The sequence below is a fragment of the Hydrogenivirga sp. genome (assembly GCF_056450045.1).
In genome coordinates this window covers 1-13,518 of the sequence record NZ_JBWONM010000047.1, presented here as the reverse complement: position 1 = coordinate 13,518, position 13,518 = coordinate 1, and the positions used below count along the sequence as shown (strand labels likewise).

At 53.1% G+C, this 13,518-nt stretch carries 15 protein-coding genes, 1 tRNA gene and 1 pseudogene; 10 read left to right on the top strand and 7 right to left on the bottom strand.

Going from position 1 to position 13,518, the window contains the following annotated elements; translation table 11 throughout:
- From AC1HCM_RS01870 to AC1HCM_RS01860, 3 genes and pseudogenes are all read left to right on the top strand, one after another.
- Positions 1-204: pseudogene (locus AC1HCM_RS01870) on the top strand (5-(carboxyamino)imidazole ribonucleotide synthase); the annotation flags it as partial.
- Positions 201-884, top strand: coding sequence for an N-glycosylase/DNA lyase (locus AC1HCM_RS01865; protein WP_479460076.1), 684 nt, complete (start codon positions 201-203; stop codon positions 882-884). The pseudogene AC1HCM_RS01870 and the gene AC1HCM_RS01865, both read left to right, overlap by 4 nt.
- 68 nt (positions 885-952) lie before the next feature.
- Positions 953-1,285 carry a (2Fe-2S) ferredoxin domain-containing protein gene (locus AC1HCM_RS01860; protein ID WP_479460075.1) on the top strand — a complete coding sequence of 111 codons (333 nt, stop codon included), beginning with the start codon at positions 953-955 and terminating at the stop codon, positions 1,283-1,285.
- A gap of 11 nt (positions 1,286-1,296) precedes the next feature.
- On the opposite strand, the gene hfq is transcribed toward AC1HCM_RS01860, so the two are convergent.
- Together hfq and AC1HCM_RS01850 are read right to left on the bottom strand one after the other, a co-directional pair.
- The gene (hfq, locus tag AC1HCM_RS01855; RefSeq protein ID WP_479460074.1) at positions 1,297-1,539 is read right to left on the bottom strand and encodes an RNA chaperone Hfq; all 243 of its coding nucleotides are present in this window, start codon (positions 1,537-1,539) and stop codon (positions 1,297-1,299) included.
- A 5-nt stretch (positions 1,540-1,544) separates the two neighbouring features.
- A complete protein-coding gene (locus tag AC1HCM_RS01850) occupies positions 1,545-2,525 on the bottom strand; it encodes an ADP-ribosylglycohydrolase family protein (protein WP_479460079.1) in 981 nt (326 codons plus the stop codon).
- 72 nt (positions 2,526-2,597) lie between these two features.
- Here AC1HCM_RS01850 and mqnE point away from each other — a divergent pair, with 72 nt between their 5' ends.
- Positions 2,598-3,713, top strand: a complete 1,116-nt coding sequence (mqnE, locus tag AC1HCM_RS01845) for an aminofutalosine synthase MqnE (protein ID WP_479460073.1) — start codon at positions 2,598-2,600, stop codon at positions 3,711-3,713.
- Here mqnE and AC1HCM_RS01840 read toward each other — a convergent pair.
- Positions 3,704-4,246 carry a DUF996 domain-containing protein gene (locus AC1HCM_RS01840; RefSeq protein ID WP_479460072.1) on the bottom strand — a complete coding sequence of 181 codons (543 nt, stop codon included), beginning with the start codon at positions 4,244-4,246 and terminating at the stop codon, positions 3,704-3,706. The genes mqnE and AC1HCM_RS01840 overlap by 10 nt on opposite strands.
- A 109-nt stretch (positions 4,247-4,355) precedes the next feature.
- On the opposite strand from AC1HCM_RS01840, the gene AC1HCM_RS01835 reads away from it, so the two are divergent.
- Together AC1HCM_RS01835 and AC1HCM_RS01830 are read left to right on the top strand one after the other, a co-directional pair.
- Positions 4,356-5,441, top strand: a complete 1,086-nt coding sequence (locus tag AC1HCM_RS01835; RefSeq protein WP_479460071.1) for a DEAD/DEAH box helicase — start codon at positions 4,356-4,358, stop codon at positions 5,439-5,441.
- 5 nt (positions 5,442-5,446) lie between these two features.
- Positions 5,447-6,097: a lipoyl protein ligase domain-containing protein gene (locus AC1HCM_RS01830; RefSeq protein WP_479460070.1), complete on the top strand. Its 651-nt coding sequence runs from the start codon at positions 5,447-5,449 to the stop codon at positions 6,095-6,097.
- On the opposite strand, the gene AC1HCM_RS01825 is transcribed toward AC1HCM_RS01830, so the two are convergent.
- Together AC1HCM_RS01825 and mnmG are read right to left on the bottom strand one after the other, a co-directional pair.
- Positions 6,015-6,623, bottom strand: coding sequence for a metallophosphoesterase (locus AC1HCM_RS01825; RefSeq protein WP_479460069.1), 609 nt, complete (start codon positions 6,621-6,623; stop codon positions 6,015-6,017). The two genes, AC1HCM_RS01830 and AC1HCM_RS01825, sit on opposite strands and share 83 nt — an antisense overlap.
- The gene (mnmG, locus tag AC1HCM_RS01820; RefSeq protein WP_479460078.1) at positions 6,620-8,470 is read right to left on the bottom strand and encodes a tRNA uridine-5-carboxymethylaminomethyl(34) synthesis enzyme MnmG; all 1,851 of its coding nucleotides are present in this window, start codon (positions 8,468-8,470) and stop codon (positions 6,620-6,622) included. Before mnmG ends, AC1HCM_RS01825 begins: the two co-directional genes overlap by 4 nt.
- 33 nt (positions 8,471-8,503) lie before the next feature.
- On the opposite strand from mnmG, the gene rnhC reads away from it, so the two are divergent.
- A complete protein-coding gene (gene rnhC, locus AC1HCM_RS01815) occupies positions 8,504-9,319 on the top strand; it encodes a ribonuclease HIII (protein ID WP_479460068.1) in 816 nt (271 codons plus the stop codon).
- On the opposite strand, the gene gspC is transcribed toward rnhC, so the two are convergent.
- On the bottom strand, positions 9,306-10,070 hold the full coding sequence (gene gspC / locus AC1HCM_RS01810) for a type II secretion system protein GspC (protein WP_479460067.1): 765 nt from the start codon (positions 10,068-10,070) through the stop codon (positions 9,306-9,308). The two genes, rnhC and gspC, sit on opposite strands and share 14 nt — an antisense overlap.
- 20 nt (positions 10,071-10,090) lie before the next feature.
- Here gspC and AC1HCM_RS01805 point away from each other — a divergent pair, with 20 nt between their 5' ends.
- Positions 10,091-11,797 carry an FAD-dependent oxidoreductase gene (locus AC1HCM_RS01805; RefSeq protein WP_479460077.1) on the top strand — a complete coding sequence of 569 codons (1,707 nt, stop codon included), beginning with the start codon at positions 10,091-10,093 and terminating at the stop codon, positions 11,795-11,797.
- Here the strand turns inward: AC1HCM_RS01805 and rfaD are convergent.
- Entirely contained in the window at positions 11,794-12,714 is a 921-nt protein-coding gene (rfaD, locus tag AC1HCM_RS01800; protein WP_479460066.1) for an ADP-glyceromanno-heptose 6-epimerase, read from the bottom strand. The genes AC1HCM_RS01805 and rfaD overlap by 4 nt on opposite strands.
- 20 nt (positions 12,715-12,734) lie before the next feature.
- Here rfaD and AC1HCM_RS01795 point away from each other — a divergent pair, with 20 nt between their 5' ends.
- Together AC1HCM_RS01795 and AC1HCM_RS01790 are read left to right on the top strand one after the other, a co-directional pair.
- Positions 12,735-13,367: a thermonuclease family protein gene (locus AC1HCM_RS01795; protein ID WP_479460065.1), complete on the top strand. Its 633-nt coding sequence runs from the start codon at positions 12,735-12,737 to the stop codon at positions 13,365-13,367.
- Positions 13,368-13,439 (top strand) — tRNA-Gly (locus tag AC1HCM_RS01790). It abuts the gene before it with no gap.
- Positions 13,440-13,518: the final 79 nt, after the last annotated feature.

The window sequence follows — 13,518 nt, the reverse complement described above, 5'->3', positions numbered from 1 at the left end:
ATACTCGGTCTCCCCCTTGAAGAGATAAACCTGCCTGAGCTCCTATCGGTAAAGGGTTCCCGCCTTTACTGGTATGGAAAAGAGCCAAAGCCCAGGAGGAAGGTAGGGCACGTGAACATAGTCTCAGGTAGCCCGAGCAGGCTCAAGGAGAGGCTTGAGGAAACCTTGAAGATACTATATCAGAGGGAGTACATCCTGCAATGAAGCTCGCCCTTGAAAAGGTAAGCTCTGTAATACCCAAGGTCAGGGAGTACGTCCTGAAGAGGATAGGGGAGTTTGAGAGGCTGGGAAGGGAGGGAAGGACCCACTTTGACTTCAGGCCTTTCCTTGACATAGATTACGAGGCTGGTCTGTTCTCCGAGCTCTGCTTCTGCCTGCTGACAGCCAACTCCTCAGCTGCAATGGGGATAAGGATACAGGCGGAGCTGGGGGATGAGGGCTTTCTCATGAGCTTCTACGAGGAGCTCGTTGAGGTTATAAGAAGGCACGGGCACCGCTTCCCGGAGCAGAGGGCTGAGAGGATAATTGAAGCGAGAGAAAAGTGGAATAGGATTCTGGAGCTACTCAGGAGCGGGGAGGACAGGAAGGAGATTCGCAGGCTACTGGCTGACACGAACTCTGAGTTCAAGATAAAGGGCTTTGGCTACAAGGAGGCTTCCCACTTCCTCAGGAACATAGGGGAGAAGGACATAGCGATAATAGACAGACACATCTACAGGTTCTTAACTGAAAACGGCCTCTTCCCGGAGGTAAAGACCATGACCCCGAAGAGGTACCTTGAGGCGGAGAAGGTTCTGGGGGAAGTTTGCAACCAGCTGGGGATAACGCAGGCTGAGCTTGACCTTTATATCTTCTACATAAAGACCAAGAAGGTTCTTAAGTAGTTGATAAAACTCATAAGAGTTCGTATAGATAGACTGATAGAATTAAGAAAAAATCCGGAGGTGAAGATATGGAGTTCAGGCACGTGTTCGTATGCGTAAATCAGAGACCACCGGGTCATCCACAGGGCTCCTGTGCTGAGAAGGGTTCACGGGAGGTCTATCAGGCTTTCATGGAGAGGCTCCAAGAAGACCCGGAACTCTTCATGTCAACTGCGGTGACACCGACAGGATGCCTCGGACCCTGCATGATGGGACCCACAATAGTCGTCTATCCCGAGGGGATATGGTACGGGAACGTTAAGGTTGAGGACGTTGATGAGATAATCAAGGAACACCTCAAGGGTGGAAAGCCCGTTGACAGGCTAGTGATCTCAAAGGGCAAACCGCCGGGGATGTTTTAAAAAGACCGGGACTACGCCTGTCCCGGTACTCCCGCCTCCTCAAACTCTATCTCAAGCCTCTCGTGGGGGATTATAGTCGTTATAGCGTGTTTATAGACGAGCGTCTGCTGTCTCCCATCCTCAAGGAGGATTGTGTACATATCAAAGGACCTTATCTTTCCCTGAAGCCTTACACCGTTCACAAGATAGATAGAAACCTTGACTCTCCTCTTCCTCGCCGTGTTCAAAAAGCTCTCCTGTAGTTTGTAAGGCATTATCTTTACCTCCTTATTATCATATTTTCTGTAATATCATACAGCTTTTCTGCCAATTCTTCATACCTATTTGAACCTTCCAGCTCAGCGAGCAGGTGCTCGGGGAAAGCAGACCTGCCGAAGTAGGCTCCCACCAGAGAGCCGACGATGAAGCCTATAGCATCGGTATCCCCTCCAAACTCTCCGTAAGAGTTGACAGCCCACAGGAGAGCCTCAAAGGGAGTCTCTATGTTGGAGAGGAAGATAAAGAGCGAGAGAGGAAGAGCTTCAAAGACAAAGGTTCCGTTCCCTATATTCCTGACCGCTATCTCAAGCCCCGCCTGCTCGTAGAGGAGCTCCTGGACGAGGTCAAGGGTTCTCTCGTGCATCCTCTCACTCACAAACCTCTTTAGGGCGTTGAGGAAGCGTATCCTTTCGCTCATGCTCCTGAGGTCAAACTCCTCAAGCACGAGGTAAGAGATGGCACTACCCAGGACAGCAGCGCCATCCGAGACCGCAACGCTCCGGTGGGTAAGCGTTGAGACGAGCTTTGAACCCTCCGCTGCCAGCTCAGGGTTGTAGTAGTGGTAGAGCCCAACGACCACGCTCCGCAGGATGCCCTCCACAGACCCCGAGGACAGACCCTGCCTTGAGGGGTCAATCCCCCGTGATAGCAGGTCTATAGCGCTCAGGAGGGCTGGGTCGGGATACCTGTGGCTCGCCTCGTCCTCGTACCACAGGATGAGCCTCTTTAAAAAGTCCCTAAGGTCTATCTCTTTGCGGGAGACGAGGCTCTCAAGGAGTATCCTCATTATCGTGGTCTCATCGGAGGTCTCCTCAGGTAGCTGTCCGTAAGCCGGGCTTGAGGGATGGGGAGGCACAAAGCCCTCTATCCTTCCCCCGTAGAACTCGTAAACTTCTTCCTCAACTATATCCTCAACGCTCTTCCCGAGGGCGTCCCCCAGAGCAGCCCCCAAGATCGTCCCCTTAAACTTGTCCAAAAGCATGCTCATACTAATAATTTATCTGGGCAGAGTTGGGCAGGAAGTATATAATCTCCTCTTAGCAGGAGGATAGCCATGGAGATTGTGATAGATGACGTTATCAAGACCACGCAGGATAAAAGGCTTGCCTTTATAGCCGAGAAGGTAGCTCTTGGAGAGAGGCTGAGCGAAGAGGATGCCCTGTACCTCTTCAGGAGCAACGAGCTCGCTGCTATAGGACAGCTCGCAGAGTACGTGAACCGCAAGAAGAACGGAATGAACGCTTACTTCATAATCAACAGACAGATAAACCCCACCAACGTATGCGTATATCAGTGCGACTTCTGTGCCTTCGGTGTGAAGAAATCTGACCCGAGCGCTTACGAGATGAGCCTTGATGAGGTTCTGAAGAAGGTTGAGGAGACCTACTTAGCCGGTGGCAAAGAAGTTCACATGGTTGGAGGAATTCCAGCCCACTGGGGATACGAGAAGTACGTAGAGCTCGTCAGGGAGATAAAGAAGAGGTTTCCCGAGGTTGTGGTTAAAGCTTGGACGGCGATAGAGATACACCACATGGCGAAGATATCAAAGAAGAGCTACGAGGAGGTTCTGACAGAGCTAAAGGAAGCGGGGCTGGATGCCCTGCCGGGAGGAGGAGCTGAGATATTCTCGGAGAGGGCGAGGAGGATAATAGCTCCTAACAAGGCGAACGCCCAGGAGTATCTTGAGGTTCACAAAACAGCCCACAAGCTCGGCATACCCACTAACGCTACCATGCTCTACGGACACATTGAGACCCTTGAGGAGAGGGTTGAGCATCTCTCGGAGCTTAGGAAGATACAGGATGAGACAGGAGGCTTCCAGGTATTCATACCCTTGGCTTACTGGCCCGAGGGCACGAGACTCGGAGGCAGGAGAACCTCCTCGGTTGATGACCTAAAGACCATAGCGATCTCAAGACTCTTCCTTGACAACTTCCAGCACATAAAAGCCTACTGGGTAACCCTCGGTGAGAAGGTAGCACAGATAGCCCTTAACTTTGGTGCGGACGACCTTGACGGCACCATAGAGGAGGAGAGGATAGTCCACTCAGCCGGAACCAAGTCCGCCTACGGACACTCAGCCCAGAGGCTCGTATCCCTGATAAAGAAGGCGGGGAAGGTGCCCGTTGAGAGGGACACCTTCTACAGGGTTGTGAAGGTTTACGACTGAGCCTGGGAACTGCCCTCTGGTACGCTAAACCAGGCAACTATGAGGAGTATCTCCCCAACGAGCGAAACAAGTCCGCCTATAACGATGACCGCCAGAAGGGCTCCAACGAACATAACCAATCCCCCCGTCTTGAAGAGCCCTATGCCGGTCTTATCTGACAGAAGGGCGTTCGCCCTGTACCAGAACCAGGAAGCTACAAGAGCAAGAACCCAAGCCACAAGCAGGAGTACGAAGCTCGTGCCACCCATTCCCATACCCATCTTACCGGAGCCAGACATGATGCCAGCCATGATCATGCCCCCCGAGAATATGACCACCAAGAGTGCGAGCACCCCCGCAACTATGACCTTTATGATGTTGCTCTTTATCTCGGGCTCCCCCAGCTCCTTTGAAGCCCTGAAGTAGGCTACTATGGCTGCAATCCAGCCCGCAAGGGCTATCAGTCCCGCAAAGGGGATGAAGGCACCGAGCAGACCGCCGACAAGGGCAACAACGAGTCCCCATGCTCCCAGCTGTTTGGTTTGCTTTTCCATGACCCACCTCCCGATTTATGGTCTCATGTAAGATGATAATACATTGTGCTTGCAAAATCCAAAGCGTACACTAAATTTTAAGGCATTATAAAAACTCAAGGAGGAATATATGCAGTTCACATTCAACCAGCTAAGTGAAAGACTCCAGAGTGCGCTCAGAGAGATTGAGTTCACAAAGCCAACACCGATCCAGGAATCGGCGATACCCTTTGCCCTTGAGGGCAGAGACATGCTAATTCAGGCGAGAACTGGAACGGGAAAGACGGGAGCCTTCGGGATACCCATCCTTGAAAGGATCGGAAGGGGTGAGAGGGCTCTGATCCTTGCTCCGACGAGGGAGCTTGCTATACAGATAAGAGACCACCTCAGGGACCTCGCCAGGTTCTCAAAGGTAAGCGTATTCTCCTTCTACGGAGGCACATCGGTCGGAAGGGACCTCTCACTCCTCTCCAAGAGGATACCCGACGTTGTGGTCGGAACTCCCGGAAGGATAAAGGATCTGATTGAAAGGGGAGCTCTCAGACTTGATACCTTCAGGTACCTCGTCCTTGATGAGGTGGACATAATGCTTGATATGGGCTTTAGGGAGGATATTGAGTGGATAGTGGAGAAGCTACCCAAGGAGAGGCAGACCTTCTTCGTTTCCGCGACCGTTCCGAGGGAGATAAAGGAGATAGCCAAGAAGTTCATGAAGCCTGACTTCAAGCACGTGAGCGTTGAGTCTGAGGAGCTCAAGCCCAGAATTAACGAGATAGTTGTCAGGACTAGGTCTGAGCTTCACAAGTACGAGGAGCTTGAGAGAATCCTGAAAGAAAACGAAGGGGAGAAGATAATCGTCTTCGTTAAGATGAAGAGGAACGCCAAGGATATGGCTTACCAGCTCAAGAAGAAGGGCTTCAACGTTGAGGCTCTGCACGGAGACATGACCCAGCCCAGACGCGAGAGCGTCATGAGAGCCTTCAGGAACGGCAGGACAAAGGTTCTGATAGCAACGGACGTTGCCTCCAGGGGACTGGATATAGAGGGTGTGAGCCTGATAATAAACTTCCACCTGCCCGAGGACCCGAGGGTTTACACCCACAGGATAGGCAGGACGGGAAGGCTCGGCAGGGAAGGAACGGCTATAAGCCTCGTCTCTCCTACCGAGAGGAGGAACCTCTGGAGGATAGAGAAGCACAAGCAGGAAACCGCCTGAGGTGAATGGAGACCCTTCATATAGAGAAGCTGTCTCCTGAGGAGAACATGAGGAGGGACGAGGAAGCCCTCCTCACCCTTGAGAGGGGCGAAAGACAGGAGGGTTTACTTCGCATCTACAGATGGGACAGGGTCTGTCTCAGTCTGGGACACTTTCAGAAGGAAAAGAGGGTGTCGGGCATACCTGTGGTGAGAAGACCTACGGGTGGTGGTGCGCTCCTCCACGGATGGGATGTCTCCTTCGCCATAGCTGACATAAGGGAAAGGTGGGGCACAAAGCCCTCTTCAATATACTCTTCTGTATCGTCCATACTCAGGGAAGCTTTCTACAGGCTCGGGGTTGAGGTGAAGATGGAGAGGTTCAGGGGAAGGTACCTTGACAGGTTCTTCTGCTTCTGGGTCCCTACCCTCGGAGAGCTGAGCATCAACGGCAGGAAGGTTGTGTCCATGGCTATGCGCACCGCCAAGAGGTCCTTCCTGCTTCACGGCAGTGTTTACACGAGCTTTGATTACGGGACAGCCTCCCGTCTGCTCGGTATCCCCGAAGAGTTCCTCAGGAGGAGGATAGTCTCTCTCAGAGAGCTGGATATAGAGGAGAGGGACTTCCTTGAGGTCTTCTCATCTCTCTTATTATCTGGGAGAGGCTTACGGGCTTGAAGCCATGAAGCTCTGTGTTCACGTTCACACACCTTATCCCCTTAAGGGAGCAGCCGCACATCGGACCACCGCCGTTGTAGTGGACGTGCCCATGCACGAGCCCATCGCATCCCCTTGAGATAAACTCCCGGACTACCCTCTCCTGCCTATCAGGAAACCTCTCCGTCCTCAGATCAAGGGCGGGGTAGTGGGAAAGAAGGAGTCTGACGCCCTCAATCTCAAGGGTTGTTGAGAACTCATGAACCTCGTCAAAGAACTCTCTAAGAAGCTCCTTTCCGTAGGGAAGGTCGTGGTTCCCCAGAACGAGCACCTTGTAAGCCTTCAGCCTCTTCCACCTCTCCAGTATCCTCCTGCTGTCGTTGAGCTCCCAGGTGAAGTCACCGAGGTGGTAGATTACGTCTCCCTCCCTCAGGAGCTTCTCAAGGTTTTCCACTATCCTCTCCTCAAAGCCGTACTTTCTCACCTCTGGGTTCAGTCTGATTATGTTCTGATGATAGAAGTGGGTGTCGGAGGTGAAGTATATCACTCCAGCCTCCCGAGGTGTATCAGAAGGGCTGTTATCGTGGCGGGCGTTATCCCGTCTATCCTCGCAGCCTGTCCGACGGTGAGGGGTTTCATCCTCTTTAGCTTTTCCCTCGCCTCGTTGGTGAGTCCCGGTATCCTGTCGTAGTCTATGTCCTCGGGAAGTCTTATGTCTTCCAGCCTCTTAAGCTTCTCGTTCAGCTTCCTTTCCCTCTCTATATAGGGCTCGTACTTGAGCTGGATCTCAAGCTCCTCTCTAACGTAGGGATGTTCTGGCACCTCGCAGTTAAACTTATCCCTTATGTCCTCTATGGTGTGGTTGGCTGTAAAGAGGGTGGCAACGCTGTAGCTCCTGCTCTCCTCGCCGACCGAGACGGTAACCTTTTCCCTCCTGTAGAACTCCTTCCAGCGCTCTATCTCTTCCTCAAGCTCCCTGACAAGTCGGTACTGTTCGTCGCTCAGGAGTCCGAGACCGTGTCCGAGCTTAGCCAACCTTAGGATAGCGTTGTCCTGCCTCAGGTAGAGCCTGAACTCTGAACGGGATGTAAAGAGCCTGTAAGGTTCGGTAACCCCCTTGGTGGTAAGGTCATCTATCATCACCCCTATGTAGCTCTCATCCCTCCTAAGGTATATGGGCTCCTTTCCAAGGGCACGCAGTGCAGCGTTTATGCCAGCAACTATGCCCTGACCGGCAGCCTCCTCATAGCCAGTCGTCCCGTTGAAGTTCCCCGCATGGAAGAGCCCCCTGACCTTCTTGGTCTCAAGGGTTGGATAAAGCTCCGTCGGAGGGACAACGTCGTACTCAATGGCATAAGCCGGCCTTATGAGCTCAACCTTCTCAAGTCCGGGTATGGAACGGTAGAGCTCCCACTGGACCTCTTCGGGGAGGGAGGTGGAGAGACCGTTGGGGTAGACCTCAATAGTATCAAGCCCTTCGGGTTCAAGGAATACGGTGTGCCTCGGCTTGTCGGGGAACTTAACTATCTTATCCTCAATTGAGGGGCAGTACCTCGGACCTATCCCCTTTATGAGCCCTCCGTAAAGGGCTGTCCTGTGGAGGTTCTTCCTTATTATCTCGTGGGTCTTCTCCGTTGTGTAGGTTATCCAGCAGTCCACCTGCTCCTTACCGGGTTCAAACCAGTAGGAACCTGCGGGCTCTGTCCAGAAGGAGAACTTGGGTGGGGGGTCATCTCCCGGAGCCCTCTCAAGGACAGAGTAGTCAATGGTGCGGGAGTCAAGCCTTGCGGGAGTTCCCGTCTTAAAGCGAAGCAGGGGGAAGCCCAACCTCCTGTAAAACTCGGCGAGGCTCTCGGACCTCGGCTCCCAAGCCCTGCCTGCGGGGAAGGTCCTGTCCCCTATGTATATGAGACCGTTGAGAAAGGTACCCGTCGTCACAACGACAGCCTTCACCTTGTACTCAAGCCCGAGCTTCGTCTTTACGGCGACAACCTCACCCCGGGAATTCAGGATTATGTCAACCACCTCATCCTGCTTTATGTACAGGTTCTCCTGGGTCTCACAGACCCTCTTCATATACTCCCTGTATCTCTTCTTGTCAGCCTGTGCCCTGGGAGACTGGACCGCTTTACCCTTTCTTGTGTTGAGCATCTTAAACTGTATTCCAGTCCGGTCAATAGCCTTCCCCATCTCGCCCCCGAGGGCATCTATCTCCCTCACCACTATTCCCTTCGCTATCCCGCCTATCGCCGGGTTGCAGGACATCTGACCTATGGAGTCCGCGTTCAAGGTAAAGAGGACGGTCTTTACCCCCATCCTCGCAGAGGCGAGGGCAGCCTCTATGCCCGCGTGACCTCCTCCTATGACCGCAACACCGAACTCATCAACCAGCATCAGGGATAAAAATATAGGCATAATTCTTCAGGTATGGGAAGTAAGAACCGCTCCCTTAGAGTCCCCCACGACCAGATAGAGAGGGTTGAAAGGCTCCTAAAAGCCTCGGGACTGAGGAAAAGGAAAGTCAAGAACACCCTCTGGAGCTACGAAGGGGATGGGGTTTACCTCAACATGTATCCCTCCGGTGTTCTGCTCATACAAGGAAAAGAAGCTAAAGAATGGACCGAGAAGATCCTTGAAAGGATAGAGCTTCCCAAAGGACCCCTTGCGGGGTGTGATGAGGTTGGGAAGGGAGACATCTTTGGACCCCTCGTCCTATGCTGTGCCGTCATCCCGCCCGAGAACTTCAGGAAGGTGCTCAGCCTGACTCCCAAGGACTCCAAAAGCATGAAGGACGAGGAAGTTCTCCAGAAGGCGGAGAAATTGAAAAGGCTCGTCAGGACGAGGTGCATAGTCCTGATGCCCGAAAGGCTGAACGAGCTCTACGAAAGGTACGAGAACATAAACAGGCTCATGGACGACGCCTACAGAAAGATAATTCTGAGCGTTAAAGAGGAGCTGAGCCCTGAGAGGATATACGTTGACAGGTACTCTGGCAGGAATCCCTTTCAGGATATTGAGGGGGTCCTTTTCTTTGAGAAGGGTGAGAGGGACGTTGCGGTCAGCGTGGCAAGCATAATAGCCCGGGCTAAGTTCCTGGAGAGGGTTAGGGAGCTTGAGGGGGAGCTCGGAAGGAAGATTCCAAAGGGAGCGAGCCCCGAAGCGAAGGAGCTCGCCCACAGGATTCTTAAAGAGAAACCTGAGGAGGCTAAGAGGTTTCTGAAGCTAAGCTTCATTCAATCCTGACGTCTATCTCCCTCCTCTGCCCCTGGCGCAGGACCACAACCTTGAGGCTTGGCTCGTTCCTCAGAGCCTGGAGTATTCTGAAGGCATCCTCTCCGCTCTTTATGGTCATGTTGTTGATGGAGATAAGGATGTCTCCCTTTCTAAGCCCAGCCCTGTAAAAGAGGCTCCCCGGCTTTATCCACTCAAAGATGAAGCCCTCCGTCTTGCCGTTCTTAACGTAAGGAACGAGCCTTATCTCTCTGAACATTATCCCGGGGTCCTTGGTTATCCTCTCAACCTCCCTCCTGGATATCCTTATCTCAGAGGAAGACCCGGCTGGAGCTGGTTCCTCAGCTGAAGTTTCGGGAGGGGAGACCCTCAGCCTGAGCTCCTCTCCTCCAACCTCAAGGAGCGCCTCCTTCCGCCATACCTTCTTCAGCCTCACTCCCTGCTTCTCCTCACCTTCCTCCAGCACGAGGGTCTTTCCATCAACCTTGAGCAGGGCGAAATTTTTAACACCGACCGCTGTTCCAAGGAGCTTGATCTGGGTGTTTTTTCCAGCTCCTACACTCTGGACTATCTTCTCTACCCTCTCTTGAGGAAACACCTTCCTGAAGGCTTCAAGGATGGGGTTGATATCAATCTCCTCCCTCTTAACACTGGGCACGCTCACCTTCTTGAGGCTCTCCCGTAGGGAGAAGTATAGACCTGCGGTGGCGAGCAGAAGGGAAAGGGATGCAACAAGAGGAAGGGATAGGAGAAGCCAGTTCATTATATTATTATTCTATGACTATAAAGAGGTACGACGCTGTAGTTGTAGGTGGCGGAGGAGCAGGTCTAAGAACTGCCATAGAGATAGCGAGGGACCCCTCCCTTAAAGTTGCGGTGGTCTCAAAGGTTTATCCGACCCGCTCTCACACTGGGGCTGCCCAGGGCGGTATGAACGCAGCCCTTGGGAACGTCGTTCCTGACGATAACCCCGAAGCCCACGCCTACGACACGATAAAGGGCTCAGACTTTCTTGCAGACCAGGATGCTGTCTTCTTCATGACAGAAAACGCCCCGGATATAATCTACGAGCTGGACAGGTGGGGCGTTCCCTTCTCAAGGCTTGAGGATGGGAGAATTGCCCAGAGACCCTTCGGCGGAGCCTCCTTTCCGAGGACTGTCTATGCGGCTGACAAGACGGGGCACGTCCTTCTCCACACCCTCTTTGAGCAGGCTCTCTCTAAAGACAACATAGACTTCTACAACGAGTTCTTCCTCCTTGACCTTATCCACGACGGGGAGAGAGTAAAGGGCGTTTCCATCTACGATATAAAGAACGGGGAGGTCCTCACCCTTCAGACAAAGGCTGTTGTCTTAGCCACTGGGGGATTTGCGAGGATATACTGGTTCAGGAGCACCAACGCCATAGGAAACACGGGTGACGGGCAGGCGGTAGCCCTGAGAAACGGCATTCCCCTCAAGGATATTGAGTTCATTCAGTTTCACCCTACGGGTCTCGCAAAGACGGGGATACTCCTCTCGGAAGCCTGCAGGGGAGAGGGTGGGTACCTCGTCAACAGGCTCGGGGAAAGGTTCATGAAGAGATACGCCCCCGAAAAGATGGAGCTCGCGCCGAGGGACATGGTATCAAGGGCTATTGAGTACGAGATAAGAGAGGGAAGGGGTGTAGGTGAAGGAGCGAGGGCATACATATACCTTGACCTCAGACACCTCGGTGAGGAGAAGATAAAGGAACGCCTCCCTCAGGTGAGGCAGCTCGCCATAGACTTTGAAGGAGTTGACCCGGTAAAGGACCTCGTGCCCATAAGACCGACAGCCCACTACTGCATGGGCGGGGTTCACGTGACCAACTACAGAACCTCAGGGACCCCCCTGAGGGGATTGTATGCCATAGGCGAGTGTGCCTGCGTATCTGTACACGGAGCCAACAGGCTCGGGGGGAACTCTCTCATAGAGCTCCTCGTCTTCGGGAAGTTCGGCGGGATGGCTGTCAGGGAGTTTGTCAAGAACAGCGATTACGCTGAGGTATCAGAGGGAGAGGCAAGGTCGGGCGAGGAGTTCATAGATAGGCTTTTGAGGAGAGAGGGCAAGGAGAAGCTCGCCCAGGTGAGGGCGCAGATGGGTGAGATAACCTGGGCAAAGATGGGCATATTCAGGGATGAAAAGTCCCTCAGCTCAGCCTATGAAGAGCTCTCCGAGCTTCTTGAAAGGTGGGAGAACATCCCTGTGGTGGACAAGACGAGGGTGTTCAACACCAACCTCATTGAGCTCCTTGAGCTAAGGAACATGCTTGAGCTTGCAAGGGCTGTAGCCTGGGGGGCACTTCACAGGAAGGAGTCAAGGGGCGGACACTCCCGTGAGGACTACCCCGAGAGGGACGATGAGAATTTCCTCAAGCACTCCCTGATAAGCTACAGGGACGGTAAGCTGAGAATAGAGTACATACCCGTAAGGATAACTAAGTACCAGCCCGCTGAGAGGAAGTATTAGACTCTTATGAACTTCAGGTAGTCCCTTATACCCTCCTCAAGGCTGTACTCGGGCTCGTAGCCGAGCTCTTCCCTCGCCCTGCTTATGTCCGCCTGGGTAAACTCCTGATAGAAGTCGTAGGGGCAGTCAAAGTACTCGGTCTCAAGCTCCTTGCCCAGCTCCCTGTTGAGGATATCTATTATCTCGTTGAAGGAACGGGCTTCGCCCGTTGCTATGTTGAAGATACCCGATACGTCCCTCTCAAGGGCTAAGAGGTTTGCCTTGACCACGTCCTTTATGTAAACGAAGTCCCTCCTCTGCTCCCCCCACTTGAATATCCTCGGTTTCTGTCCGTGCATCATCTTCACGGCGAGCTGGTATACCATGCTCGCCGTCTTTCCCTTGTAAGACTCCCTTGGTCCGTAGACGTTAAAGTACCGAAAGCCTACTATCCTCATCTCGGGGAAGCGCTCCATGTAGTCCATGGCGATGTAGTCCATCATTAGCTTGGAAAAGCCGTAGATGTTCTCGGGCTCAAGCCCCCTGTCCTCCCTCATGGGCGGCTCCGTGTTTCCGTAAACACCCGCCGAAGAGGCGTATATTACCTTAGCACCCCACTCAAGGGCTGAGTCAAGGAGGTATCTGAAGCTGTCAGCGTTGGTCTCCATCATGAGCCTCTGGTCGGTGACTGTAGTGTCGGTTATGGCAGCCTCGTGAAATACGACCTCAAAGGCAAACCTCTCCCTCAGGTAGTCCCAGAGCTCCCTCTCCCTTATGTCTCCCGTAATTACCTCCCCCTTAAAACCTATCAGGTTCTTGAAGTGACCCGAAGAGAAGTTGTCAAGGACGTAGAGCTTCGCCTCGGGAAACCTCTCCTGAAGGGTAAGGGCTATGTTTGAGCCTATGAATCCCGCTCCGCCTGTTATCAGAACCCGCATGGACTTATATTATCCTACAAATGGCGAGGTTCCTACTTCCTTTCCTGATGCCAGCCCTCCTGTTTGCCTACGAGTGCATCGTCCAGCGGGTGATAGACGGAGATACTTTCCTCTGTTCAGGAGAAAAAGTGAGGCTCATAGGCGTTGATACTCCCGAGAGCAGGATAAATAGAAGAGCATACAGACAGAAAGAGTTTGGCGATATTAAGAGGGTTGTTGAGCTTGGAAAGAGGGCTAAGGAGTTCACCAAGAGGCTTATACCGCCGGGGACAAAGGTCAAGCTTGAGTTTGACCTTCAGAAGAGGGACAGGTACGGGAGGCTCTTAGCTTACGTGTATCTGCCCGACGGGAGGATGCTCAACGAGGTTCTCCTCAGGGAGGGCTATGCGAGCCTCCTGACCATACCGCCCAACGTAAGGTACGTGGAGAGGTTCAGGAGGGCGTACAGGTATGCGGTGGAAAGCAGAAAGGGTCTGTGGGCAGAGAGGAGACCGATAAAGAAGAGGAGGTGCGGGGAAAAGAGGTTCTGCAGTCAGATGTCCTCTTGCGAGGAGGCACTCTTTTACTTCAGGGTCTGTGGGCTCAAGAGGCTTGACGGGGACGGAGACGGGGTCCCCTGCGAGAGGCTCTGCAGGGGTTATAATATTAAGTAAGCGGGCGTAGTTCAGTGGTAGAACGCCTGCTTCCCAAGCAGGAGGTCGCGGGTTCAAGTCCCGTCGCCCGCTCTTAGTATCTGCTCAAAAATCTTTTCAGATTCTCTATATCCATAGGGGGAGCGAAGTAGTAGCCCTGAGCCTCCCTGCA